Annotated in this window: 21 protein-coding genes and 1 other annotated feature; of the genes, 16 read left to right on the forward strand and 5 right to left on the reverse strand. The window is 49.0% G+C overall.

What is annotated here, in order from left to right:
* The first annotated feature begins 181 nt into the window (after nucleotides 1-181).
* The 3 genes from SG35_RS06815 (at nucleotide 182) to SG35_RS06825 (ending at nucleotide 2,836) form a co-directional block, all read left to right on the forward strand.
* A complete protein-coding gene (locus SG35_RS06815) occupies nucleotides 182-1,615 on the forward strand; it encodes a COG3014 family protein (RefSeq protein WP_044835838.1) in 1,434 nt (477 codons plus the stop codon).
* 79 nt (nucleotides 1,616-1,694) lie between these two features.
* Nucleotides 1,695-2,297 (forward strand): penicillin-binding protein activator LpoB, encoded by a 603-nt coding sequence (gene lpoB / locus SG35_RS06820; RefSeq protein ID WP_044835837.1) that lies wholly within the window; start codon nucleotides 1,695-1,697, stop codon nucleotides 2,295-2,297.
* 71 nt (nucleotides 2,298-2,368) lie between these two features.
* A complete protein-coding gene (locus SG35_RS06825) occupies nucleotides 2,369-2,836 on the forward strand; it encodes an outer membrane lipoprotein (RefSeq protein WP_044835836.1) in 468 nt (155 codons plus the stop codon).
* Between the two features lie 64 nt (nucleotides 2,837-2,900).
* Here SG35_RS06825 and SG35_RS06830 read toward each other — a convergent pair whose 3' ends face one another.
* A complete protein-coding gene (locus tag SG35_RS06830) occupies nucleotides 2,901-3,440 on the reverse strand; it encodes a hypothetical protein (RefSeq protein WP_044835835.1) in 540 nt (179 codons plus the stop codon).
* Nucleotides 3,441-3,704: 264 nt separating this feature from the next.
* Between SG35_RS06830 and SG35_RS06835 the strand changes: the two genes are divergently transcribed.
* Both SG35_RS06835 and SG35_RS06840 read left to right on the forward strand, forming a co-directional pair.
* A complete protein-coding gene (locus SG35_RS06835; protein WP_044835834.1) occupies nucleotides 3,705-3,947 on the forward strand; it encodes a hypothetical protein in 243 nt (80 codons plus the stop codon).
* Between the two features lie 203 nt (nucleotides 3,948-4,150).
* Nucleotides 4,151-4,366 (forward strand): hypothetical protein, encoded by a 216-nt coding sequence (locus SG35_RS06840; protein WP_152646821.1) that lies wholly within the window; start codon nucleotides 4,151-4,153, stop codon nucleotides 4,364-4,366.
* A 163-nt stretch (nucleotides 4,367-4,529) separates the two neighbouring features.
* On the opposite strand, the gene SG35_RS06845 is transcribed toward SG35_RS06840, so the two are convergent.
* The 4 genes from SG35_RS06845 to SG35_RS06860 form a co-directional block, all read right to left on the reverse strand.
* Nucleotides 4,530-5,369, reverse strand: a complete 840-nt coding sequence (locus SG35_RS06845; RefSeq protein ID WP_044835833.1) for a DUF417 family protein — start codon at nucleotides 5,367-5,369, stop codon at nucleotides 4,530-4,532.
* 112 nt (nucleotides 5,370-5,481) lie between these two features.
* Nucleotides 5,482-6,171 (reverse strand): hypothetical protein, encoded by a 690-nt coding sequence (locus SG35_RS06850; RefSeq protein WP_044835832.1) that lies wholly within the window; start codon nucleotides 6,169-6,171, stop codon nucleotides 5,482-5,484.
* Nucleotides 6,172-6,526: 355 nt separating this feature from the next.
* Nucleotides 6,527-7,714: a prephenate dehydratase gene (pheA, locus tag SG35_RS06855; protein ID WP_044835851.1), complete on the reverse strand. Its 1,188-nt coding sequence runs from the start codon at nucleotides 7,712-7,714 to the stop codon at nucleotides 6,527-6,529.
* A 39-nt stretch (nucleotides 7,715-7,753) separates the two neighbouring features.
* Nucleotides 7,754-7,871, reverse strand: a sequence feature (Phe leader region).
* 109 nt (nucleotides 7,872-7,980) lie between these two features.
* On the reverse strand, nucleotides 7,981-10,374 hold the full coding sequence (locus tag SG35_RS06860; RefSeq protein WP_044835831.1) for a penicillin acylase family protein: 2,394 nt from the start codon (nucleotides 10,372-10,374) through the stop codon (nucleotides 7,981-7,983).
* A gap of 207 nt (nucleotides 10,375-10,581) precedes the next feature.
* On the opposite strand from SG35_RS06860, the gene SG35_RS06865 reads away from it, so the two are divergent.
* The 11 genes from SG35_RS06865 to SG35_RS06915 all read left to right on the forward strand — a co-directional run bounded on the left by SG35_RS06865 (nucleotide 10,582) and on the right by SG35_RS06915 (nucleotide 23,316).
* Entirely contained in the window at nucleotides 10,582-12,639 is a 2,058-nt protein-coding gene (locus tag SG35_RS06865; protein WP_160298399.1) for a sensor domain-containing protein, read from the forward strand.
* A gap of 115 nt (nucleotides 12,640-12,754) precedes the next feature.
* The gene (locus SG35_RS06870; protein ID WP_044835830.1) at nucleotides 12,755-13,972 is read left to right on the forward strand and encodes an aminotransferase class V-fold PLP-dependent enzyme; all 1,218 of its coding nucleotides are present in this window, start codon (nucleotides 12,755-12,757) and stop codon (nucleotides 13,970-13,972) included.
* Between the two features lie 82 nt (nucleotides 13,973-14,054).
* Nucleotides 14,055-14,552, forward strand: a complete 498-nt coding sequence (gene sufU / locus SG35_RS06875) for a Fe-S cluster assembly sulfur transfer protein SufU (protein WP_053043428.1) — start codon at nucleotides 14,055-14,057, stop codon at nucleotides 14,550-14,552.
* Nucleotides 14,552-15,595 carry an XdhC family protein gene (locus tag SG35_RS06880; RefSeq protein WP_044835829.1) on the forward strand — a complete coding sequence of 348 codons (1,044 nt, stop codon included), beginning with the start codon at nucleotides 14,552-14,554 and terminating at the stop codon, nucleotides 15,593-15,595. Before sufU ends, SG35_RS06880 begins: the two co-directional genes overlap by 1 nt.
* Nucleotides 15,596-15,601: 6 nt before the next feature.
* Nucleotides 15,602-16,264, forward strand: a complete 663-nt coding sequence (locus SG35_RS06885) for a nucleotidyltransferase family protein (RefSeq protein ID WP_044835828.1) — start codon at nucleotides 15,602-15,604, stop codon at nucleotides 16,262-16,264.
* Nucleotides 16,265-16,396: 132 nt separating this feature from the next.
* Complete coding sequence (locus tag SG35_RS06890) at nucleotides 16,397-16,948, forward strand: DUF2058 domain-containing protein (RefSeq protein WP_044835848.1); 552 nt, start codon at nucleotides 16,397-16,399, stop codon at nucleotides 16,946-16,948.
* Nucleotides 16,949-17,129: 181 nt separating this feature from the next.
* A complete protein-coding gene (locus SG35_RS06895) occupies nucleotides 17,130-19,205 on the forward strand; it encodes a multiheme c-type cytochrome (RefSeq protein WP_053043427.1) in 2,076 nt (691 codons plus the stop codon).
* A gap of 163 nt (nucleotides 19,206-19,368) precedes the next feature.
* Complete coding sequence (locus SG35_RS06900; protein ID WP_044835827.1) at nucleotides 19,369-19,731, forward strand: glutaredoxin family protein; 363 nt, start codon at nucleotides 19,369-19,371, stop codon at nucleotides 19,729-19,731.
* A 304-nt stretch (nucleotides 19,732-20,035) separates the two neighbouring features.
* On the forward strand, nucleotides 20,036-21,061 hold the full coding sequence (gene msrP, locus SG35_RS06905; protein ID WP_044835826.1) for a protein-methionine-sulfoxide reductase catalytic subunit MsrP: 1,026 nt from the start codon (nucleotides 20,036-20,038) through the stop codon (nucleotides 21,059-21,061).
* Between the two features lie 62 nt (nucleotides 21,062-21,123).
* Complete coding sequence (gene msrQ, locus SG35_RS06910) at nucleotides 21,124-21,723, forward strand: protein-methionine-sulfoxide reductase heme-binding subunit MsrQ (RefSeq protein ID WP_236702711.1); 600 nt, start codon at nucleotides 21,124-21,126, stop codon at nucleotides 21,721-21,723.
* Nucleotides 21,724-21,933: 210 nt separating this feature from the next.
* A complete protein-coding gene (locus tag SG35_RS06915; protein ID WP_044835825.1) occupies nucleotides 21,934-23,316 on the forward strand; it encodes an amidohydrolase in 1,383 nt (460 codons plus the stop codon).
* Nucleotides 23,317-23,323: the final 7 nt, after the last annotated feature.

A 23,323-nucleotide genomic window follows, 5' to 3' on the forward strand; every position in this document is an offset into this window, starting at 1 on the left:
AACTTGAACCCAAACAGATTAACTCTCTAATCCCCATCTTACAATTAATTACATTTTGTAGACATGTCTTGACCCTTTCTCACCCTGTTATTTGCTAAGATACGCATCCTGTCTTGCCGGTATTCTCCCTGTTTTAGACGTTTTTCCTTGTGTTGTTGATGATTTTATTGCCGAGAAGTTAATGGTTAAAAATAAAAAGCAGTTGCTGGTTTGTGTATTTTTGTTTTTCAGCCTAAGTGCCTGTACCAGCGTCAGATTTAAAGACTTTTTTGTCGGTTATGCCGAGCAAATGAAACCGGTGCGCCTGTCTTTGTCGCAGGGGGATGTGATGCGGGCAAACAAAGCCCTGGGGGGGCGAAATGCCGTTGATGATGTTTTATATCAGCTAGAGCAGGGGCGGTTAAGTTATCTGGCTAATGACTGGCAAAACAGCAAGGTGGCTTTTGATGCCGTTTACCGCCAGGTGGAGCTGGACTCAGGCAAGGCAAAGTACCGGGCCAGCAGAGGTTTGCAGCAGCTGGGGGCGGTTGTCGGTAATGACAATGTTATTGCCTACCAGTTGCCGGCTTATGAACAAACCATGATGCACAGCTACCAGGCGATGAATTACCTCTATCAGCATGATCTTGAAGGAGCCTTGGTGGAAATTCGCCGGGCGAACCAGGTGCAGGAAAAAGCCTTGAAACAGCACAGAAAAGAATTATTGGATGCCGAGCAGGCACTGGCATCCGGCGGCGATGATGACGAGGTTAATCCCGACTGGCACAGAATCAACCAGGCTTATGCGGGTATGGAAAAGGTTATCGGCGAGGTGAAAAACGGCTTTCAAAATGCCTATACCTTTTATTTGTCGGGCCTTTTGTATGAAGCGGCTGGGCAGGAGAATGATGCCTATATCGATTATAAGCGGGCGCTGGAAATCTCCCCCGATAACCGCTTTCTTCAGCAGGATGTGTTGCGCCTGGCCAGCCGTTTGGGCATGCAGGACGATTTAGCGACTTTCGAGCAGAAATACGGTACCTGGCAGCAAAAGCATAAAGCATCAGACGGCCAGGTCGTGGTGATCTACGAGCAGGGGCTGATTAATGAAAAGAAAGAGCTGGCTTTACATTTACCTGTGTCTACCTCTGACGATGATCTGCGCTTTTATAACCTGGCCTTGCCGGTATATGAAAAAAGCCCCGGCCTCTCCCGGGGGCTGCAACTCAAGGTCGATAACCGTACCCTGGACAGCATGGAGCTGGTGCGTTTGCAGGGGCTTGCGGCGAAACAGTTGCAGGAGCAGTTGCCCGGTTTAATTGTGCGGCAGCTATCAAGATTAATTGCCAAGGAAAAATTCCGCTCTACCCTTGAGCGTAAAGGGGATGATGTCGGTAATATCCTGGCGAATCTCTATAACCTGGTGTCGGAAAAAGCCGATACCCGCAGTTGGGTGACTTTGCCGAAAAACAGTCAGTTGGTAAAAACCCAATTGCCGGCGGGTAAACAACAACTTGAACTGGTGGTTGACGGCAGGAAAACCCAGATAGAACTTGAGGTTAAAGCCAACCGTACCACCTTAGTGAACCTGACGAAAATAGATAATTTTATGAATTATCAAACGGTTAATTTATAGCAGCCAAGTGTTGGCAAAACAGAAACTTAAAAGTTATTCAATTTACATTTGTATTACTAGATTAAACAAGGTTAAGAATATGAAGCATTTATTACCTATATTATCTTTGTCCCTGGCGGCATTATTGGCCGGCGGCTGTTCCTCGAAAAGCGTTATCAGCTACGGTGATGCCCGGGCGGTTGAAACCACTGACATTAACTTTGGCTCCACCGACCTGCAAAAGGTGGCGGATGAAATGACAGATTCCCTGTTATTATCTCCCGTGGTCGGCACCCTGACCGCCAATAACCGCCCGGTGGTTTTTGTCGAGCGCATCAAAAATAAAACCAGCGAACATATAGATACCGAGTCCATTACCGACTCCATCTCTACTAAGCTGCTGAGATCGGGTAAATTCCGTTTTGTCGATATGACCCGGGTGGAAGCGGTGCGTAAACAAATTAACTTCCAGCAAAATGACGGCCTGGTAGATCCGGGTAAAGCCATTCAGTTCGGCCAGCACCTGGGAGCGAAATATATGCTTTACGGCAACCTGTCCAGCATAGTGAAAAATACCGAAGATGCTTCCGATGTCTATTACAAGTTCACCATACGTTTGATGGATCTGCAAAGCGGTATCGTTGAGTGGGCGGATGAAACCGAAATCCGTAAAACCCGCACCGTAGCAACTGTAGGCTGGTAAAGCCTGGTAATAGCTGAATATCAGGGCAGGGGGGCTTTATCCCGGCCCTGCCATATCATCAGGAGGTGACTATGAAAAAATTTTTACTGTGTTTTACCTTATTCTTCACTCTGGTTGCGGGCGCTCAGGCGCAATACGAGCGCAATAAAGCGGTGCCGGTTGAGAAGGTGCTGTTCGGCCAGGTATTGTCGGTCAGGGACATCAGCGAGCAGGAGCTGATACAAGATCAAAACCACGGCTGGAAAGTTTTTGGCGGTGCCCTCATCGGCGGCGTGATCGGTAACCAGTTTGGCAGCGGCAGCGGACGCACCGCCGCCACTATTTTAGGAGCCTTGCTGGGCGGTAGCGTTGCCAGTGAAAATAACCCTGAATACAGCAGCCGCACCTTACAGCTGGTGGAGTTGATGATCCGCACCGAAGACAACAAGGAGTATATGGTGGTGCAGGATTATGACAGCCGCATGACTTTTTCAGCAGGCAATGAAGTACGTATGGTGTATCTGGCCAACGGCCTGGTGCGTATTGATAAACAAATGTGATCTCCTCTAAGCTTGGCTTACCTGAGCTGTCGTTTGCTCAGGCAGCCAAAAATGTTGCCGCCGGTTAGCCGTAATAACCCTTTTTAAGACGCTTGAGCACTTTTTTATGGATATCGGGGTTTGAGACTTGTTTCAGCGCCGGGTTTTTCATGTGCGCCGTCAAAATCTCGCTGGCATTGGAAGCCATAGGGTCAAAAGGCTGAAACTGGTTGCGGGAAGTATGAATCACCTTGCTGCCGATCTTTTCTTCTAAAGTCCCGCCTTTACCTGTGTTCGCTGCGGTATATAACGGATGTTTACCCGGTTTTTCCCTGCCGACGTTCTCGGGAATTTTATGCTCCTGGGTAATGTGGCCAAAGGTGCCGCTGTTGCTGCGGTAATAGACAGTCGGCTTTTGCCCGATTGCCGAGGTGGTGCCGATAATATTTTGCGGCTGGTATAAGCTGCTTGCCGCCTCAGCCTTTAAAATTGCTGCTTTGCGTTGCGCGGTAAGATTATTGGGATCTTTTGCTGCTTTTTTTCTTCCCCACCAGCCGAGTTCGCGCCCCATAATGGTATCGACATCGGCTTTATGGGTATCATAACGGGCTTTCCAGTTGCTCATAATGCAGTTCCAGGTGATGCGAGTCTCTATCAACAGCAACACCGATGCCAGCCTATACCTTCTAGTCATGTTATTGAAAATAATGCTTATTTTTTTTCGTGTGTTTTTATGGCGGGTAAAAGCCGACCCGGCAGTTCGTCATTTATCGGTAAACTTTTCCCGTTCCGGGGCTTAAATATCCCGGGGCTTGATCTGAACGGCCTTTGGTATAAGGTAACAAAGCGGATATACTTTTTTTATCAATAGTCTTGTGGAGGCAGTCGGATGAGCGGTACCAGCATGGTGGTGTTGATCGTATTGATTTCGGTGGGCTTTGGCGTACTTTACGACATGTATAAGAAGCATCTGGAATTTAAAGAAAAAACCTTGAATTATAACCAGGATAGCGACAAACAAAATCAGTTGCTGAAGCAGCAGGTTTCAGCCCTGGAAGAGCGGGTGCAGGTGCTTGAAAAAATCGTGACCGATGAAGGTTATAACGTACAAAAAGAGATCAATAAGCTATAAGCGTTTAACATGTCAGGCTAATACAATGTCTGCTCCGGTTCACCATCAATGAGGTACCGGTAACAGGGTCGCGATGTCTTTTCAAAAGATTACAAAACAATACAAAAATAGTATGTTCCCGAAAACTGCCAACTCTTATTATTATCACCAGATGTAAATAATTTTCGACAGTATTTGGGCTAAAAACAGCCCGGGGTGATAGCGTGCCGAAGAAAGACGATAATTGCTACTGTATCAACCATCCGGATGAGGTCATGATCAAAAATGACGGTTTCTCGGCTATCACCTCCCTGAAAAAAGAAGCGGGAGAGGTTATTTTCGACCCGGGATCTGGTGTGCCGATCATCACTTATATGTGTTTGAAATGCGGTTATATTGAAAATTATACCGCCCAGTTTGATGAAAGCTGGAACAGCTGAGTCAGTAAGTGTGCCAGCGAATATAGCCGGAGCACCTGGCTAAGGTGCGGCTGATAAAGAAATACCTGTGTGCTTAGCACTTATTGGCCGAGTTTAACAGGACAAGAACAACTTGCCCTGCTAAGTCTTTTTCCTGCATTGGCACAAACTACTCCCGGGCTGGTTAAGCCGTCTTTTTCTCCGGGCTTTGTTGTTTTAACAGTAAGTAAAACAATATCAGGTTGGCGATAAACCATAAATCTTTGATCAGGAAATGTCCTGTGCTGGTTAGCAGGGTATCTGCCGATATTGAAGCATCAAAGGAAATTAAAAAAGTTTGTGTCACCACAAAGACCATGCCGGACATGACAATGGCGGGCAATACCAGCTTGTGGTAATAAATGGCGGCGATAAGTAACACCACGGCAACCAGGTCATAGACACCTATGAGGTTGGAAGTGGTTTGCACATCCCAAAGCTGATACATCCAGGACATCAAAGGCGAGCTTAGTACCAGGTCTTCTATGCCTTTGGCTTCAATGGCGGTGAATTTCATGCCGCCTATCCACAATAACACTAACATCACCGGCGCTATGTTGAGCCATATTGCCTGTTTATGGGGTAATTGCGGCTTGATGAATAATATGGCAATCGAGAGCAGGGCAAAATATTTGATCACCCCCTGGCCCGAGCCTATTACCGGGAAGCCGCCCATAGAGGCAATCCAACGAGTTTCGGCAAACAGGGAAACAAGCGGCACCAGGCTGATCGTTACCAACAGATAACCTAATAGCGGCTTCAAAGAGGGGGTCTGTATCGACAGCAATGCCAGGATAGCACTGGCAATAAAAGCTAAAGCCGCCATGGCATTGAAAACAGAGGCGGGCAGCAGCTCACTGGCAGAATAAAAATCGGTTGCCAGCGTAATGTGTTTATGGGGCCCCATCAGTAACATACTTAACCCCAAAAGGGCGGCAGAAAGGGCGACTAATATTAAGACTAAGTTGTTATATTTTGCTTGCACGGTTAACTCTTGAACACGGAATTTGTTGCTAAAAGACCTTGCAGCTGATTTTTTATTTCATTTTTTGCTATTTTTTATTTTAGCTGGTGCCTCTGGTTATTCGTTTTATCTGCTACAGCCCTTGATTTATCCGGTTGGTGACTTGTGCGACCGGCGTGGTAATTTTTCTTCCCAGGTTCACTTTATTGCTCACGTTTCTGGCCAGTTTAGCGCCGGTGGCTAAATTGGGATGGCCGCTAAGGGTTGCGCCGATTTGTAACGCGGTTGAGGCATGCTCGACCCGTTTTAATTGTCTTTCTCCCGTGGTTTGGTGCGGGTTATCGGGGCGGGTTAATCCCTTGTATAAAGACAGCCCCGCGTGTGCCACCACGGCGGTGGTGCCTAAAGTGCCGCCAATACCGGCAGTCATGCCTATTTGCCCTAATCCGCCGGCGGTTCTCAGCACCCCTTCACCCAAGCCGCCCCAGCTGCCATCTGGCTGCATATGGGTATGTATGCCTTTTACGCCCTGATAGACATCGTGTGCGCCAGAGGCCAGCCCGTAGAGGGGCAGGGCATTTTTGGCAAATTGATATCCTCCGCTGACCATGCTGGTTGCACCGCTGACGGCGCCGCTGACATTGCCGGAAACCGAAGAAAAGGCGCTATAGGCGCCACTCCCGGCACTTGAAAAGGCGTTATAGGCGCCACTTCCCGCACTTGAAAATGCGTTATATGCGCCGCTGCCGACACTGGAGAAGGTGCTGGATAAGCTTGTTGATGCTGCACTGGCCGCCGATGAAAATGCATTGTAAACGTTCATATTCGCTCGCTTAAAAAAGTGGGGTGAACAGCCGGTTGCTAACCGCTGAGTTTGTCTTATGCTTGGGGCAAACACAGTGCCAGTTCGGCACACAAAAGTTAAAAATATAACGGCGTTGCTTTGCAAGCTGAGTGTTTGTGCCCTGTCAGGCGGATAGGTTAGTTTTTCTTTGTATGATTGGCTGTTGGGCAAGTTAGCTGTTGCCCTTTATCGGCATCTTTTGCCGTTTTTTACTGTGATATCCGGGTGCTCTTTTACCCGGCGGCGGGCAACTGGCTTCCCGGTTAAGGATAAAGCTCCGGGCAGGCGGGCAAAGGAGACTGGGGGAGCAGATGTTCCCCCTTAATGTGGGATGTTAGTTGTCTAAAAGGGCACTGCTCGGCACTTTCGTCGGGCTGATATGTTCAATGGGATAGCAGCCCAGCACCTTGATAAAGTTGGTGAGCACGGTTAACTGGCTGATAGTATCTTGCAATGTCAGGCTCTTTAAATTGGCTTCGACATCCAGGTAAAACATTTCTTCCCACGGGCGTCCCTGAATTGGCCGGGATTCGAGCTTGCACATGTTAATGCCGTTATTTTTCAGTACCAGCAAGCACTCCACCAGGGCGCCGGGGTTTTGCCCCGTGGCTAAGATTAAAGTGGTTTTTGCCGGGATTTGCTCGGCGACATCTACCGGCTTGCGCGATACCAAAATAAAGCGGGTGTGGTTTTCAGCCTGGTTGGCAATACCTTTTTCCAGGGCATGTAATTTATAGAGCTGGCCGCCTTCTTCGCTGCCGATCACGGCAACGGTTTCATCCTGCAATTCATAAACCCTGGCCATGGCATCTGCGGTGCTCTCGCAGTATTCGATGCGGATCCCTTGCTGTTTGTCCAGGAAATTGCTGCACTGGCTAAACGGCTGGCCGTGGGCATAGATGGTTTTGATCTTATCCAAACTGGTATTGACTGAGGTTAACAGGCAATGTTCAATCGGCCGGGTGATTTCTCCCACTATGGATAAATTGGTGTGCTGGAGGATATCGTAAACTTCATTGATACTGCCGGAGCTGGTATTTTCTATCGGCAGCATGCCGTAATCGACATGGCCGGCTTCCACCAGCTGCATGATCTCGCTAAAGCTCTGGCAGCCGGTTTCGATAATCTTTTCTGCCCGGCGGGAGAAATACTTGTGGCTGGCAAGGTAGCTGTATGAGCCTTTGTCGCCGAGGAAGGCAACGCTGACCGTCGGCACCTGGATATTGGGATTGGCCAGCTGCTGCAGGTACGCCTGCTGGTTTAATACCGAGTCTTCGATGATGGTCTGGAAAATACTGGTGACATAATGGGCATCGAGGCCAAGTGCTTTGCCTTGGGTGATCAGGCGAACCAGCAACTCCTGCTCTCTTTGCTGATCCCTGACCGGGCGAATTTGGTGGGCCTTGCTTTTGGCAACGTTCAGGGTTAAAGCTCGGCGCTGGGCAAACAATTCGAGCAGCTTTTGATCCAGTACCGTTATTTTTTCTCTTATCTTGTTTAAGTCTAACTCTTCTTCGCTCACACCCGTATCCTCGTTTATCCGGTTTGTAAAATATTTTGGCAAAAAAAAACCTCCCGTAGAGGAGGTTTTCATCGTCTTTACTTCTTCTTTGCGACGTTAACCCCTCCGACCAGGCAGAGTAAAAAAGAAGCTAAAGAGGATGTTGCTGTTCATAGTATTCATGCCCTTACTCTATCGGGGCGAGGGCAAGAGTGTCAACAGTTTCCTTAGATCTATTTTTATTCATTTTTGTCCTTTGGCTGCTAATCGTTCGGCTAATACCCTGGTTAATAGTTAGACAAGGTCAAAATGTACTTGGTTTTTCCGGGCAAAAACGGTGAAACCTTGCCTTTGACCCAGTCGTCGTGGCCTTTGCCATAATACGGGCTCCAGGGGTGTCCCGACTGGCTGGTGGGCATATGCAAAATTCCCTGGTGTTCAAATCCCGGGGCTACCACCATGCGCTCGGAAGCGCCAAAGGTATTGTTTTGCACGTGGGGCATGTATTTATCGCCCGCCAGTTCGGTGGCCGGCATGTCAAGGAAGTAGCCGATAGCAGGCACGGCCCGGCTCAGGGGATGGCGTATTTGTGCGGTATTTTGTTGACCCCAGGTGGCGTCCTCCAATGCCTGATCTGCTGTCATGTCCTCGACGGTTTTTGCCAGGGCCTGTTCAAACAGGCCTTGCCAGCTTGATGTTGACGGCGGCAAATAGGCTAAGGGCTGCTTAGTGATCAACTGCCATAAAGGGATTTCCAGCTGATGGCGGATAACATAAGTATCATAAGCCTTGCCGTTATCGGCGGCTGCCAGCTGGTTATTAATACCTTCAAATAGCTGGTTTTTGACATTGAGGCGGAAATTGCGCACCAGGCGGTAGGCGACAGAATCGGTTGTGGCCTTTAATACCTTATTATCCAGCAGGGTTTTCACTTGCTGCCATTGGCTGTGTTTTGCCAGGGTCGCGGGGGTGAGTACCCGGTTGAGTAAAAAATCTTGCCAGCGGTCAAGGAATTTTGCCCGGTGATCTAAGGCGATATCCAGCAGGTCCTGTTCGTTAAAGCGACTTTTTTCCCGTAAATTATCCCGTATCTGGCTGGCGCGGGCGCCGAGGGCATAACCGCCGTTGCCGATTTTATCCAGCATCTCTCCGCCGACTACGCGGGAGTTGGCGGTCCACAGGCGGTTGCTTTCAGGGTTTTTAATCTTAGGGTATAAATCCGGCGGGAGATAACCTGACCAGGAGTTTTCTCCTGTGGCCCAGTTGGCGGGCACATCGCCGATATCGCCGTGTTTAACCGGGATCGGTCCCATTATGGTCCAGCCGATATTGCCTGCTTTGTCTGCCACTACCATGTTTTGCGCCGGTATCCCGGAAGTTGCCGCGATGGCAAAGGCCTGGTCGGTATTTTTTGCCTGTTCCAGCTCGGTCAGGTTGAGATTGACGGCATTAAGGTCGTGGGCGACCCAGCGGTAGGCGATCATTTGGCCCTGATAGTTTTCACCGATCACCGGTCCCCAGATGGTATCCCTGACCGAGATTTCCACCGACTGTTGATCTTTTACCGCGATCACCTGCTTATGGGTGGTAAAGGGCAGATAACCGTCCGGCGTCAGGTACTGGCTGTTGTCTTCATTGGTTTCTAACAGAATAACGTCGCTCCAGTCGCCGTAACTGTTGGTGAAACCCCAGGCAATATCGCCATTGCTGCCGGCGATAATGCTCGGCGCGCCGGGCAGGCTGACCCCGGTTACCTTGACCGCCTGGTTTTCGTGGTTGCGGTATTCAAGGGAGGCGCGATACCAGGTATTGGGCACCCTGAGGTTGAGGTGCATATCATTGGCAAGTATCGCGCTGCCGTTTTCACTGAGTTTGCCGGAAACCGCCCAGTTATTGGAGCCGGGCAAGGCCTGATCCCGGTAAAGCGAGTTGTTTGCCTGAGCTTGACCGCTGTGCGTTGCCGTGCTGTTTGCCTGCCAGCCTTGAGTTGGTATTGCCGATTCCGGGTAACGGCTGTTATCTATGGCGGCATCCCAGCGGCTGCCTTTGGGGTTTAAAAACTGATAGATGTCATTCCCCAGGGTGTTTTTTATCATGCCCAGGGTCAGCTCGCGTTCGCCGTATTCAAACTGCAAATCGACATACATGCTGAAGATGGTCAGTACAGTGTCTTCTTCCTGCCAAAAGACCGGCTCTTGCTGCAACAGCAGGTATTCGAACGGGGCGGCTTTGAGCAACTCCAGTCCCTGGTTGACGCCCCGGGTGTATGCTTTTAGCAAGTTGAGTTGCGGCGGCGGCAGGTGTTTGATGATTTCTCTCGCCCTTTCCCTGAACCTGTGACGGCGGATCTTTTTATCGTGTTTCAGGGCCGCGGGACCGAATAAACTGGACAACTCACCGGCGGAGTTGCGCCGTAATAAATCCATCTGGAAAAAACGCTCCTGGGCATGGACAAAACCTAAGGCAACGGCAACATCATTGCGCTGTTCGCCTTTGATGGTGGCAATGCCGTTCTCGTCTCTCTCTATCACTGTGGTGCCGGATAAACCGAAGATATCGGCCTTGCCGTCGAGCATCGGCAGGGCGCTGTTTATCTGGCTGTATAACCAGGTAAAGGCGGTGGCGAATACAAAGAAGAGCACCAGGGTGCAGCCCAGGAGGATATTTTTATATTTTTTCATGTCCGGTGTCAGCAAATACTTGATTTAGTGATTAAAGGCAGATTACCTTAAAACTTGCCACAGCTACAGGAAATTTTGTTGCGAGAGCTGGTAGTCAATCCCGGTTTTGGCATAAGATATGCGAGATATAAAATGGATTCGCTGGCTGGCAACTGGTAAATCTGTTATCATCTTTCGCTTATTTTTTAGCCTTAGTATTTAATGATAATGTTGCTGTTTATCATCAAAAGTAAGTATTCTTTACTATTCAAATTATTAGCTGCGGTTTTTTTCGCCGGCGCTTTGATTTTTGCCTGGGTAAACTATGGCGAGATCTGGCCTTTGCTGCTCCCCTTTTTATTAGTGGGCGGCTTGCTGTTTTCTGCGCGTCGGGCAATCAATGTCGAAACCGACAGGTTAATAACAGCACTGGTTGAAAAATTGTCGTTAAAACCGGTAAAAGAAACGGTTTTTAACTTTTCTCCCCTGCAGCGTATTTATCTTGCCGTGAACAAGATTATTGCCACCCTGCTGCTGAAAGTAGAGACCCATAACAATACCCTAAATGCCATCAGCGACGTAGTGATCCGTACCGATAAAAACGGCTATATTTCAGATGCCAACCAGGCGGGACTTAAGTTCTTTTCCTGCGATTTTGATGAACTTAAAAAACATTGTTTTGCCGAGCTGATGTCCAATAAGGCCGGGGAAGATACCCGGGACGGTTTTAAAGATATTCTGGAAAATATCAGCTCAGACAAGTCAGCGGATCGGGTCTATAAAAATACTTATACGCTGAAACCGGGAAAACAAACCTTAAGCATAGAGCAGGATGTCAGCGGCATTTTTGATGATAACGGCGAATTAACCGGTACCGTTATCGTGTTAAGGGATGTGACCCGCGCCGAACAGCTGCGCGCCCGGTTGCGCTATCAGGCCAATTATGACAGTGTTACTAAGCTGTTTAACCGTTATAAGTTCGAACAAAAACTGATGGATGCCTGGCATGATGCTCAGGAAAACAAACAGCAACATGCCTTGCTGCAGCTTGATATGGACAGGTTTAAGCTGATCAATGACAATGCCGGCCATGCCGCCGGTGATCAGTTGCTGCGGGAAGTCGGCCAGCTGCTGAAATCTGCGGTACGCCAAAGTGATATTTGCGCCCGTATCGGCGGCGATGAATTTTCTATCCTGTTACTCGGCACCACCAAAGAAAGTACTTTGACGGTAATGGAAAAACTTAACAGCGCTTTTAAGCAGCTGCCTTTTAGTTTCCATGGCCAGGTGTTTGAAGTGGGGGCCAGTATCGGCGGCACTTTGATCAACCATACCTCCCCACCTCTGGTGGAAATAAAACGCCAGGCGGATGCCGCCTGTTTTATGGCGAAGAACAAAGGCATAAACAGATGCCAGCTCTTTGATGATAACGATGAAAGCCTGGTTATTCACCAGCAGGAGCCGCGTTGGGCGGCGCGTATCCATCAGGCGTTGGAAAATGATGAGTTTGAACTTTTCTTTCAGCCTATCAAGGCGTTAAATACCCAGGCTAATACCAAGCAGCATCTTGAAATATTATTGCGCCTTAAAAGTGACAATCAATATTTGAGCCCGAGTGTGTTTTTACCTGCGGTAGAGCGTTTTCGCCTGACCGACAAAGTTGATGCCTGGGTAGTTAATAAGGCGTTTTCCTGGTTAAGCCAGCACCCTGAGTTATGGGGGGAAATCGTGATTTCCATTAATCTTTCCGGCGAGTCCGTCACCAATACTGCCTTGATCGATCATATTTTAACCCTGCATCAGGATTTGCCTTTTCCTTCCGCTGCCGTCTGTTTTGAAATTACCGAAACCGCCGCCATTGCCAATATGTCTAAGGCGACGACTATGGTGGAGAAGTTGCGTTTTGCCGGTTTTGCCATTGCCCTGGATGATTTTGGCAAAGGCTTTTCCACTTTCAGTTATTTAAAGAACCTGCCGGCAAAATATATCAAGATCGACGGCAGTTATGTCCAGGATGTCCTCAATAATCAGTCCGATCTGGCGATAGTCAAGGCGATCAACTCTTTGGCGAAAACCCTGGATATGTATACCATCGCCGAGTTTGTCCAGTGCGAGCAGGCAATGTCCCTGCTTAATGAAATCGGGGTCGATTTTGTCCAGGGGTATGGTATTGCCAGGCCCAGACCTTTGGCGGAATATCACACCCTGGCAAACGTTTATGAAGCCGGCGGCGATTTTATCGGCGACAGTTTTAGTTGTGATGCCGCCCCTGCCACTTGCCGCTAATTGTCTTTGCCCGGCTTTGCGGGCATTTTTTGTTGAGAATAGTTACAATTGTTCCTTTGCTTATGGCCTAATCGGCTGTTAGCGTAAGGTATTCTCTTGCTAAATAACGATTTTGATGTACGACCAAAGCCCCTTTAAATCTGACTTTGCTGTTTTCTCACACCCGGATAACACCGAGCTTTGTTATCTGGACAGCGCCGCTACCTGTTTAACCCCCAAAGTGGTGGCCGAGGCCATGTACCAATATCAAAGCTTTTCCCATGCCAACAGCCATAAAGGCCTGTACCGGTTAAGCGCCAGCGCTACTGAACGGGTGGAACAGGCCAGAGTCTCTGTGGCTGAATTTATCGGTGCGGACGCCGATGAGCTGGTTTTTACTTTTGGCACTACAGAGGCGATTAACCTGGTGGCAAACAGTTTTGTCCGCCCCAGGTTGTCAGCGGATAAAAATATTGTGATCAGCTGCGCCGAACATCATGCCAATTTATTGCCCTGGCAGCGTTTATGCCAGCAAACCGGCGCTGAGTTAAGGGTGGCTTCACTGACCCCGCAGGGGTTGCTCGATGTTGCTGAGCTTGCCGCTTTACTTGATGATAATACCTGCTTTATTGCGATTTCCCATATCTCCAATGTGCTGGGCGGCCTTAACCCGGTTGAACAGGTGTGCCGTCTGGCCAGGCAACAATCTATTCCTGTGCTGATTGACGGCGCGCAGGCGGTGAGCCATGGTCCGGTGGATGTTAAACACCTGGATTGTGATTTTTACGCATTTTCCGGCCATAAACTCTATGGTCCTGCCGGCTGCGGCGTATTGTTTGCCCGGGCGGATTGTATTGAGGTGATGGAGCCGGATACCCTTGGCGGCGGCATAGTCGAGCAGGTCACTTTGACCGAAACTCGCTTTATCGACGGGCCGATGAAGTTTGAGCCCGGCTCCCATAATGTTGCTGCCATTTGCGGCCTGGTTGCAGCCATAGATTATATCCGGGGCATAGGCTGGCCAGCGCTGGTCGCCTATATGGATGAGCTGAGTGTTTACTTACATCAGCAATTAGGGGATTTACCCTTTATCAAACCGCTAATACCGGGTGCTTCCGGCGCCTGGTTGTGCAGCTTTCAATGCCAGGGGGTACACAGCCATGATGTCGCCGGTATGTTAGACGGGGATGATATTGCCGTGCGCGCCGGTCATCATTGTGCCCAGCCTCTGCATCACTACCTGGGGCTTAAATCCAGTGTCCGGGTTTCGCTCGGGCTTTATAACGGACGTGAAGATATAGACCGTTTGGTGGCAAGTTTAAAACATACTTATCAGCTGCTGGCCGCCGATTAGCGTTGGGGAGCAGAGCAAGATGACTTTCAACAGTTAAATGCATTCACTAAGGCTATTTAATAAGGCTTTAATAAGGTAAAACGTGGTAACGGATAAGAAACAGGCCATGCTCTATCAGCAGGCGTTATTACAACATCATAAAAATCCGGTGGGCTTTAATGAGGCCATCAGTTTCAGCCATCAGGCACGGGGCAGCAATGCCGCCTGCGGCGATGAAATCACGCTGCAGCTTGCCTACGCCGATGATACCATTAAGGCGGTTGCCTTTAGCGGCGACAGCTGCGCCATCTGCCGGGCATCGGCTTCTATTTTATGCCAGCAGTTGCCGGGTGCTACCGCCAAACAGGCAGATGAGCAAATGATGGATATCCTGGCTGGGCTGGATGGACAGCAGGTTTTCCCTCAAGAAGCTGAGGCGTTAATGGCCGTCAGCCAATACCCGGTGCGTAAACAATGTGCCTTATTGCCCTGGACGGCCTTAAAAGAAATCATCCCTCAGCTGTTGGCGCGTACTAATACTGAAAGTAATACCGAAAGCCATGCCGAAGAGAATAGCGAAAACCCTCAGGAGAAAAACTGATGCAGGAAAACTGGTTACAACTTGCCAAAACCTTTGATGCGCACAAGCAATATGTCTTAGCCACCATAGTCGCCACCCGGGGCTCTACCTACCGGAAAATGGGCACTATGATGCTGATAGACGAGGCCGGGGTTTGTACCGGCCTGCTTAGCGGCGGTTGCCTGGAAGCCGATATCAGTTTGCATGCCGGGGAAGTACTGGCTGAGAAAAAATCCCGCCTGCTTAATTATGACCTGCTGGCGGATGCCGAATTATTGTGGGGCTTAGGGCTGGGCTGTGACGGTGAAATCGATATTTTACTCCAGCCGCTGCTGCTGGAAAATAATCATTTGGGCTTTGCCGACTTGCTAAATGATATCGGGCAGCAAAAAACCGGGCATTACTGGATCCAAGTGAATGATAACCAGGCGGCGCAGGGACAGTATATTTCGGGGGACTTGCAGCAGGTGCCGTCACAGGTGCCGGAATTGGCTAACCAGGCGGGCGGCGATGCAGCAAAAATCATAGTCATTCCTGTGCTTGCCCCGGTTTCGCTGCTGGTGTGCGGCGCCGGGCCCGATGCCGCGCCCGTGGTCAATATGGCGCTGGAGCTGGGCTGGCAGGTAACGGTATGGGATCATCGGGAAAACTATCTTAACCAGGACGCTTTTAGCCGGGCGGCAGCGACACGCCTGACCCGGCCGGTGAAAACCGCCACAGAAGACTACCGGGTATTTGATGCCGCCGTAGTGATGACCCATAACCTGACATCCGACGGCGAATACCTGGCGCATTTGCTGGCGGCCAATACCCCTTATATCGGTTTGCTCGGTCCCGGCGGCAGGCGGGATAAATTATTAAAACCGCTGGAATTGACGCCGTCGGATGTGAAAGGCCAGGTCTTTGGTCCCGTGGGCTTAGATCTTGGCGGGCGCAGTCCCCAGGCCATTGCCCTGTCGATCACCGCACAAATCCAGCAGCAAATGAGTTTACGTTATGCCGGTAAGCACTACCGGGCTTGGACCTATGTTGGTAAAGAGCTTAGTCAAAGCCAAGGGAAATAACCGGATATGGATCAGGCCGTGCATCAAACTACCGGCAAAACCGGCAAACTGGCGGTTATCGTCCTGGCTGCCGGCGGCTCTACCCGTTTGGGGCAACCCAAGCAGCTGGTGGAACTTGTTGGAGAGCCTTTGATTGTCAGGCAATGCCGCCATGCGCTCACACTGACCGAACAGGTCTTTTGTGTACTTGGCTGCCAGGCCCCGCTGATGGCGAAACAGCTTACCGGCTTGCCGGTCTGTCAGGTGAACAATGAAAACTGGCAGCAGGGCATGTCGTCTTCTATTGCTGCCGGGGTGGCGGCTCTGCCCGATGATATTGATGCGGCCATGATACTGCTGGTTGATCAATGGCAGCTGGCATCGGCCGAGCTGCAACTGTTACAGCAAAGCTGGCAAAAACATCCTGAAGCTATAGTGCTTGCGGGTGCAAGTGCCGGGACAGATGCTAAAGGCAGCGAAGCCGAAGTAAAAAAAGGGCCGCCGGTTATTTTTCCTAAGTGTTACTTTCCCGAATTGCTGGCATTAACCGGGGAGCAGGGAGCCAAGCCGGTACTGCAGAAATATCACCACCGGCTCAATGTGCTGGATTTACCCCGGGCCTTTATCGACCTGGATACGCCGCAGCAACTGCAACAGTTGTTGGCGAGCCGGGAAAATAACCCGGGTTAAGGATTTTAACCCGGCTGGTTCTTGCTTGCTTTATTTCCAGAAAATCCTTTGACGCAGGTGTTTGAGCCGGTTTACTCTGGCAGTTTTAAACTGCTAAAATATGGCAAAATTTATTTATCGACGGGCAGGATTATGGCGTCATTACAAGATCAATTACTCAAAGCAGGACTGACGACTAAGCAGAAAGCGCGTCAGGCAAATACAGATAAACGTAAGAAGAATAAACAAAAACGCAGCGGCGTGAATCATGAAGCGAGCTTGCAGGAGCAGGTGCGTCAGGATTTGGAAAAAAGCAAAGCAGAAAAACTTGCCAAAGATAATGCTTTAAATGAGCAAAAGAAACAGGCTTTGGCGGAAAAAGAGCAGCAGCAACGCATTTTACAGGTATTAGAGCATCACCAGCTTAAAGGTATCGACGGCGAGCATGTTTATAACTATACCTTCGGGACTAAAATCAAAAAACTACCGCTTGATGAAACTACCTATAATGCCCTGGTAAATGGTCGTTTGGCCTTGTGCGGTTTAAATGAAGTAACCTATCTGGTGACCAGTGAAACAGCAGATAAAGTGGCGGCTTTAGATGCCAATGTGGTATTGGTGAAAAATGATCAGGTTGAAGAGGACACGCCACAAGAAGATGATCCTTATGCCGATTACCAGATCCCCGATGATCTTATGTGGTAAGTTGGCTAAGCTATCCGGCTGTTGCTTTTTGCCGGCGCAGCCGAATAGAGCCAGGCCTGCCGGTCATCTTAGCTGATTGTTCTGCGAACAAATAGCGGTTAAGTTATTGTTCTGTAGTTCCTTTGAGTTCATTTTTGTCAGGTGAGATTTAAACTGTCATATCCTTGATTATGTTAGGGGCATGTTATATCTTGAGTTAATGGGCCTTGATATCGAAGGGAAGCAACAACAGCTGGAAGCTAAACGCCTTCATTGGTTTAGTGGCCTGTTTGTGGTGTTGTCGATCACAGGTTTTGTCAACTGGCTACTTTTCCCCTTAGCTCCTTTTCTCGAACAACTATTCTCGCTGATCCATGCCGTCGCGGGGGTTCTTTTTTCTTTGGTTTTTTGCTTTTATATCCTGAGTCATTTTCGGCGGACATTAGCTTTTCGCCGCCCGGTGATTTTGACCATTGGATTGATCTTATCCCTGGTGATGTTTTCTCTGGTGGTAAGCGGTTACTTACTGGTTTTTTCCGGTGTGCCGGAGCGACTTATCTGGCTGAAAGACGCCCATCTATGGCTGTCGTTGGTAACGGTATTTTTGCTGTTTGGCCATGTGTTGTTTCATTATTTCACTTTCCCCGAGCGAAGAAAGCTGGTGGCACCGTCGAGGTTTGTCACTCTTACCCCGGCCATTAACAGTACTGTTTTTAAAACCCTTACCCTGACAACGGTAGCGGCCCTGTTGGTGTTGATGCTGGATAATATTACCAAGGTGCCGGTTGAGGGGGTCTATATAGAAGACTATCAATATAATTACGGCGCCAGCCCTTTTGCCCCCAGCCTGGCGCAAACGAAAAATAATGAATTTATTCGCAAACGGGATATTGCCGGCTCTAGGGAATGTATCGGTTGTCATCAGGCTTCGGGTGAGCAGTGGCTGGCATCTGCGCACCGCCATGCTGCCGATGATCCTACCTATGTCAGAAACATTAACCTGCTGCAAAAATCCCGGGGCACCAGCGCCACCCGTTATTGTGAAGGGTGTCATGCACCGGTGGCGTTATTAACTGGCCAGCTCACCGCCGGCGGCCAGCATGCCGGCGTGCCGGGTACTGTCGCCAACGTTGAAGGGGTGGGGTGTATGTCCTGCCACGGCATTCGTTCAATCACCGGCGCCGAAGGGGTGGCCAGCTATTATTTCAGTCCGCGCAGCGATTATTTGTTTGAGCATAGCAGCAATCCGGTGTTGTCTTTTGTTAACGAGCAGCTGATTAAACTCAGGCCGGCGCTGCATAAACAAGAGCTGTTGCCGAGCGTGCAAAAAACCTCCCAATATTGCGGCTCCTGCCATAGTCAGTTTATGGATAAGTCCATGAACAACTGGGGCTGGGTCAAAATGCAGGATGAATATCAGGCCTGGGCCGCCAGCAAGTTTAACCAGGGCAAAGATGCGCGCTTTACCCATCCGGAAAATAAGCAATGCCAGGACTGCCATATGCAGAAAGTTGCCGGGCAGGATATGGCCGCCGACAGCGAAGGAAAAATCAGTTCCCATTACTTTGTCGGCGCCAATGTCATGCTGGCGCGCCAGTTTGGTAATGAAGAGCTTTATCAGCTGACGGTGGATTTTCTCCAGCAGGATAAGGTTAACCTGGTGATAGTGCCGCCAAAAGACAGATTTTCCCGGCAAAGTTTTTCTTATGCCAGCTCAGGGCAAGGCACAGGAGAAAATTCCCCGGTGGCTTTTTACCGGGGGGAGCAGGCTAACATTACCCTGTTGGTGAACAACCGGGGAGTCGGGCATAATTTCCCCGGCGGAGCGATTGCTTTAAAGGAGGCCTGGATAGATCTTGATATTTATGATGGCGCCGGGCAGCTGGTTTACAGCCGGGGAGATTTGCTCGCCAACGGTGAAATTGAACCTTTGGCCACGGTATACAAGGAAGTGGCGATAGACAGGTTTGGCAAAGAGGTATGGCGCCATGATTTATTTGATATCGTCGGGCGCAGTTACCTCAATGTGATTCCGTCCGGCAGTACCGATATCGTTAACTTTGAATTTGATATACCGGACTGGGCAACCTCGCCGCTGAGCATTTCGGCAACGTTAAAATTGCGGAAACTCAACCAGAAATATCATGACTGGGTCAATGAGCAGGAAGAAGTTAAAGGCAACCCCATTGTTGATATCGCCCGGGATGCGATCAAGGTGCCGCTGTCTAAGGCACCCGTGGTAATAGCTGAAGAGAAACGTCATTTATCAGTGCAATAAAAATAAACGCATCAGGTTTTTTTTCTTAGTGCTGTAATTTTTACCTGCCATGTTTGTCATCTGGAATATCAAAAATTTTTCAGGTTAACATTTAAACGTTTTTTGCCGCCGTTAAAAAATATGTTAAACTCGCGCCGTTTTTAAGTCGTTAAAAGTGAGTGTTATGTTTATTATTCGTTGGCTTCTGGGCCGGATAATCCTGTTTTTTGATTTTATTTTTACGCCCCGTGGTCCGAAAAGAGCCGCCGCCGAGCAGCAGGAAATCAATCAGCGTATTGCCAACATGAGTTTGTACCAACTGCCGGCATGCCCTTTTTGCGTCAAAGTTCGCCGCGCCATGAAGCGTAACGGCCTGCCGGTTGAGCTGCGCAATATTAACCGCAATGAAGACTATAAGCAGGAACTGATCAGTGAAGGCGGTAAGCGTACCGTGCCCTGTTTGCGTATCGTCAATAAAGATGATTCCGTACACTGGTTATATGAGTCCAAAGAAATTGTCACTTACCTGGAAAAAATTGCCAGCTAGTCCCCCTGATATTGCCAAAAGCTGACAGCTGCTTGTAGCAGCCTGTTAGCTTTTTCTTTATCCCCCTCTGAATTTTCTTTTTCTTAAATTCATCTTTAACTTGATCTTAGCTTGCTGCTGTTTTTGTCAGCCCGTTCTGTATTTTTGCCGGGTGTTGACGCTTTTTTCGGCTATTTGTGATTAATGGCGGGTAAAGTTAACAAAAGTATCACAGATGAAATATTATCAATATCAGGTCTATCTATAGCTTTATCAGGACAGGAAAAGCAGCCTTAGTGCAAAATTATTTTAGCGGGACGAGAATATGTTGATAAAAATACCGAAAAAGTCAGAGTTATCAGAGAACCAGGTAACACAGGAAAGTGTTTATCTGCAAAGAAGACAGTTGCTTAAGGGCATGGGCTTTATCGGCGCAGGTACCCTGCTTTCTTCTGCATTGTCATCAAAAGCCCATGGCAGTGTTTTTGATCTTTTTAAGGAAGAAGAAAAGCCGGTATTTACCCGCAAAGCGCTAAGTTATTCGGGTCAGGCGGGAGCTGAAAACTTTCCCGAGAAGCTGACACCCGAAGGTAAGGTGATCAGCCATAATAATTTTTATGAATTTGGCGCGCAGAAACACCAGCCGGCAGAGCTTGCCCAGGGGTTTAAGGTCAATCCCTGGCAGTTAAAGATATCGGGGGAAGTTGATAAGCCGGTAACCCTGGATTATGACAGGTTATTTTCCACCTTTGCCCTGGAAGAACGTATCTACAGGTTACGTTGTGTTGAGGCCTGGTCTATGGTGATCCCCTGGGTCGGCTTTCCCCTGGCGAAATTGTTGAAAATGGCACAGCCCAATTCCCGGGCCAAATATGTCGCTTTTGAAACCCTGCATGACCCGGAGCAGATGCCGGGGCAAAGCAGCCGGCGTTTGGGGGGCGGCATAGCTTATCCTTATGTGGAAGGTTTACGTATCGATGAGGCGATGAACCCGCTTACCCTGATGAGTGTCGGTCTTTACGGCAAGACCCTGCCGCCGCAAAACGGTGCGCCGATTCGTTTGGTGGTGCCCTGGAAATATGGTTTTAAGAGCATTAAATCTATCGTTGGCATCAAGTTGCTGGAAAAAGAGCCACCGACCACCTGGAACTTGCTGGCGCCGCATGAATATGGTTTTTACGCCAATGTCAATCCCGGGGTTGCCCACCCCAGGTGGAGCCAGGCCAGCGAAAGACGCATTACCACAGGAGGCCTGCTGGCCAGAAACCGTATCGAGACCCTGATGTTTAACGGTTATGGCGAGGAAGTGGCCGACTTGTATAAAGGCATGGATTTGAGGAAATTTTATTAATGGTGAGCAAGGTAAAAGCCGGGACGGCATTTGATAGCCCTTTTAAGATAAGGTTAAATAAGGTGTTAACAACAAAAGTCTTTTGGCTGAAGGTGCTGATCCATCTGGGGGCGCTGCTGCCCTTGGTGAATCTGTATTATCTGGCGCTGAGCGATCAATTAACCGCGGATCCGGTAGAAGCGGTGATCCACTTTACCGGCATCGGGGCGTTAAATTTATTGTTGATCACTCTATTGGTTTCCCCGCTGTCGAAATTTAGCCGCCAGGCATTTTTAATGAAGACCAGGCGCTTATTGGGTTTATATGCCTTTGCCTATGCCTTGCTGCACTTGCTTAATTTTCTGTTTTTTGAAGTACAGTTTGATCTCGCCCTGTTTGTCGGTGAAATCGTTAAACGTCCCTATATGACTGTGGGTATGGCAGCCTTTGTGATTTTGCTGTTACTGGCGCTGACTTCTTTTGACAAGGTTAAACGCCGTATGGGCAAAAGCTGGCAGAAACTGCACAACTATACCTACCTTGCGGTAGTGCTGGCGGGTATACATTTTTACTGGTCGGTGAAATCTGAAATTATTGAGCCGGGAATTTATCTGGTTTTAATGTTGGCACTGTTGTTTTTACGCCGTGATAAATTTCGCCGCTGGTTTAAGGGCAAACGTTAGGGGCCGGGCTTTGCCGGGGAAACTGTTGCCTTGGTTATTAATCGTATTTATCTGTGTGCTTAACGCATTCCCGGTGAAGTTTTACTCTGTAGGCTTGTTGTTAATGCTTATTCATAATAATGTATCAGCAGCGCCGCTTTGTCTGGCCTCTTTTTAGCTGAAATTTTTAATATCTAAAATAAAGTAAAATAAATTAAAACGGGAAATAACATGCGCAAAATAACCCTGCCTTTGCTGGCGGCTGGTGTTTCTGTGACCTTAACCGCTTGTCTGGATACCCAGCAGCAGGATGCTAAGGTTACCATTAAAAAAAATCCATACCCAAGTTCTTACCAACCCTTGGCGCAGCAAAAAACTTTGATCAAAAATGCCACGGTTTTAACCGGTACCGGTGAAAAACTTGAGAATACCGATGTTTTACTGCAAGACGGTAAAATTGCCCAGCTGGGCAAAGGCATCAGCGCATCGGGCGCGATGGAAGTTGACGGCGCCGGCAAATGGCTGACACCGGGCATTATCGATGTGCATTCACATTTGGGAGTTTACCCCAGTCCTTCGGTCGGCTCGCACCAGGACGGCAATGAAATGACCTCGCCAAATACCTCAGAGGTATGGGCCGAACACAGTGTCTGGCCACAGGACCCCGGATTTGAAGCGGCGCGCGCCGGCGGGGTGACTACCTTACAAATTTTACCGGGCTCCGCCAACTTATTCGGCGGCCGGGGTGTGACCCTGCGCAATGTACCGAGCGTGACCATGCAGGGCATGAAATTTCCAGACGCCCCTTACGGCTTGAAAATGGCCTGCGGTGAAAACCCGAAACGGGTTTATGGCGAACGTAAAGAGTTGCCTTCCACCCGTATGGGTAACATGGCGGGATATCGAGCCGCCTGGGCAAAAGCCACCGAATATAAGCGTGCCTGGGATAAATATGAGCGCGATTATGCCGCAGGTAAAAATCCTGCGGCGCCGGAGCGTGATTTAACCCTGGATACCCTTAAAGGGGTACTCGATGGCGAGATCCTTATTCACAACCATTGTTATAAAGCCGAAGAAATGGCGATGATGATAGACCTGAGTAAAGAATTTAATTACCACTCAGGTACTTTCCACCATGCCATTGAAGCCTATAAAATTGCCGAGCCGCTGGCTGAAAATGGCAACTGTGCCGCCATGTGGCCGGACTGGTGGGGCTTTAAAATGGAAGCCTATGATATGGTTCAGGAAAATGTTGCCATTGTTGATGCAGTAAAAAATTCCTGTGCGATAGTACATTCTGATTCCGACAGCACCATCCAAAGATTAAACCAGGAAGCCGGTAAGATCTTATACCGGGCCAAAGAAAGCGGTTTTGCCTTAACCGAGGCGGATGCCGTTAGCTGGATCACCTTAAATCCGGCGAAGTCTCTGGGCATTAGCGATAAAACCGGCTCGGTGGAAATTGGGAAAAATGCCGATGTGGTGTTGTGGAACCGTAATCCTTTCAGTGTTTATGCCCAGGCAGAGCAAGTTTTTGTTGATGGCGCAAAAGTTTATGATCGTGTTGATGAAAAATATCAGGCGAAAAGCGACTTTTTACTGGGACAGAAATAAGGAAAGC

This window comes from Thalassomonas actiniarum, assembly GCF_000948975.2.
GTDB lineage: Bacteria > Pseudomonadota > Gammaproteobacteria > Enterobacterales > Alteromonadaceae > Thalassomonas > Thalassomonas actiniarum.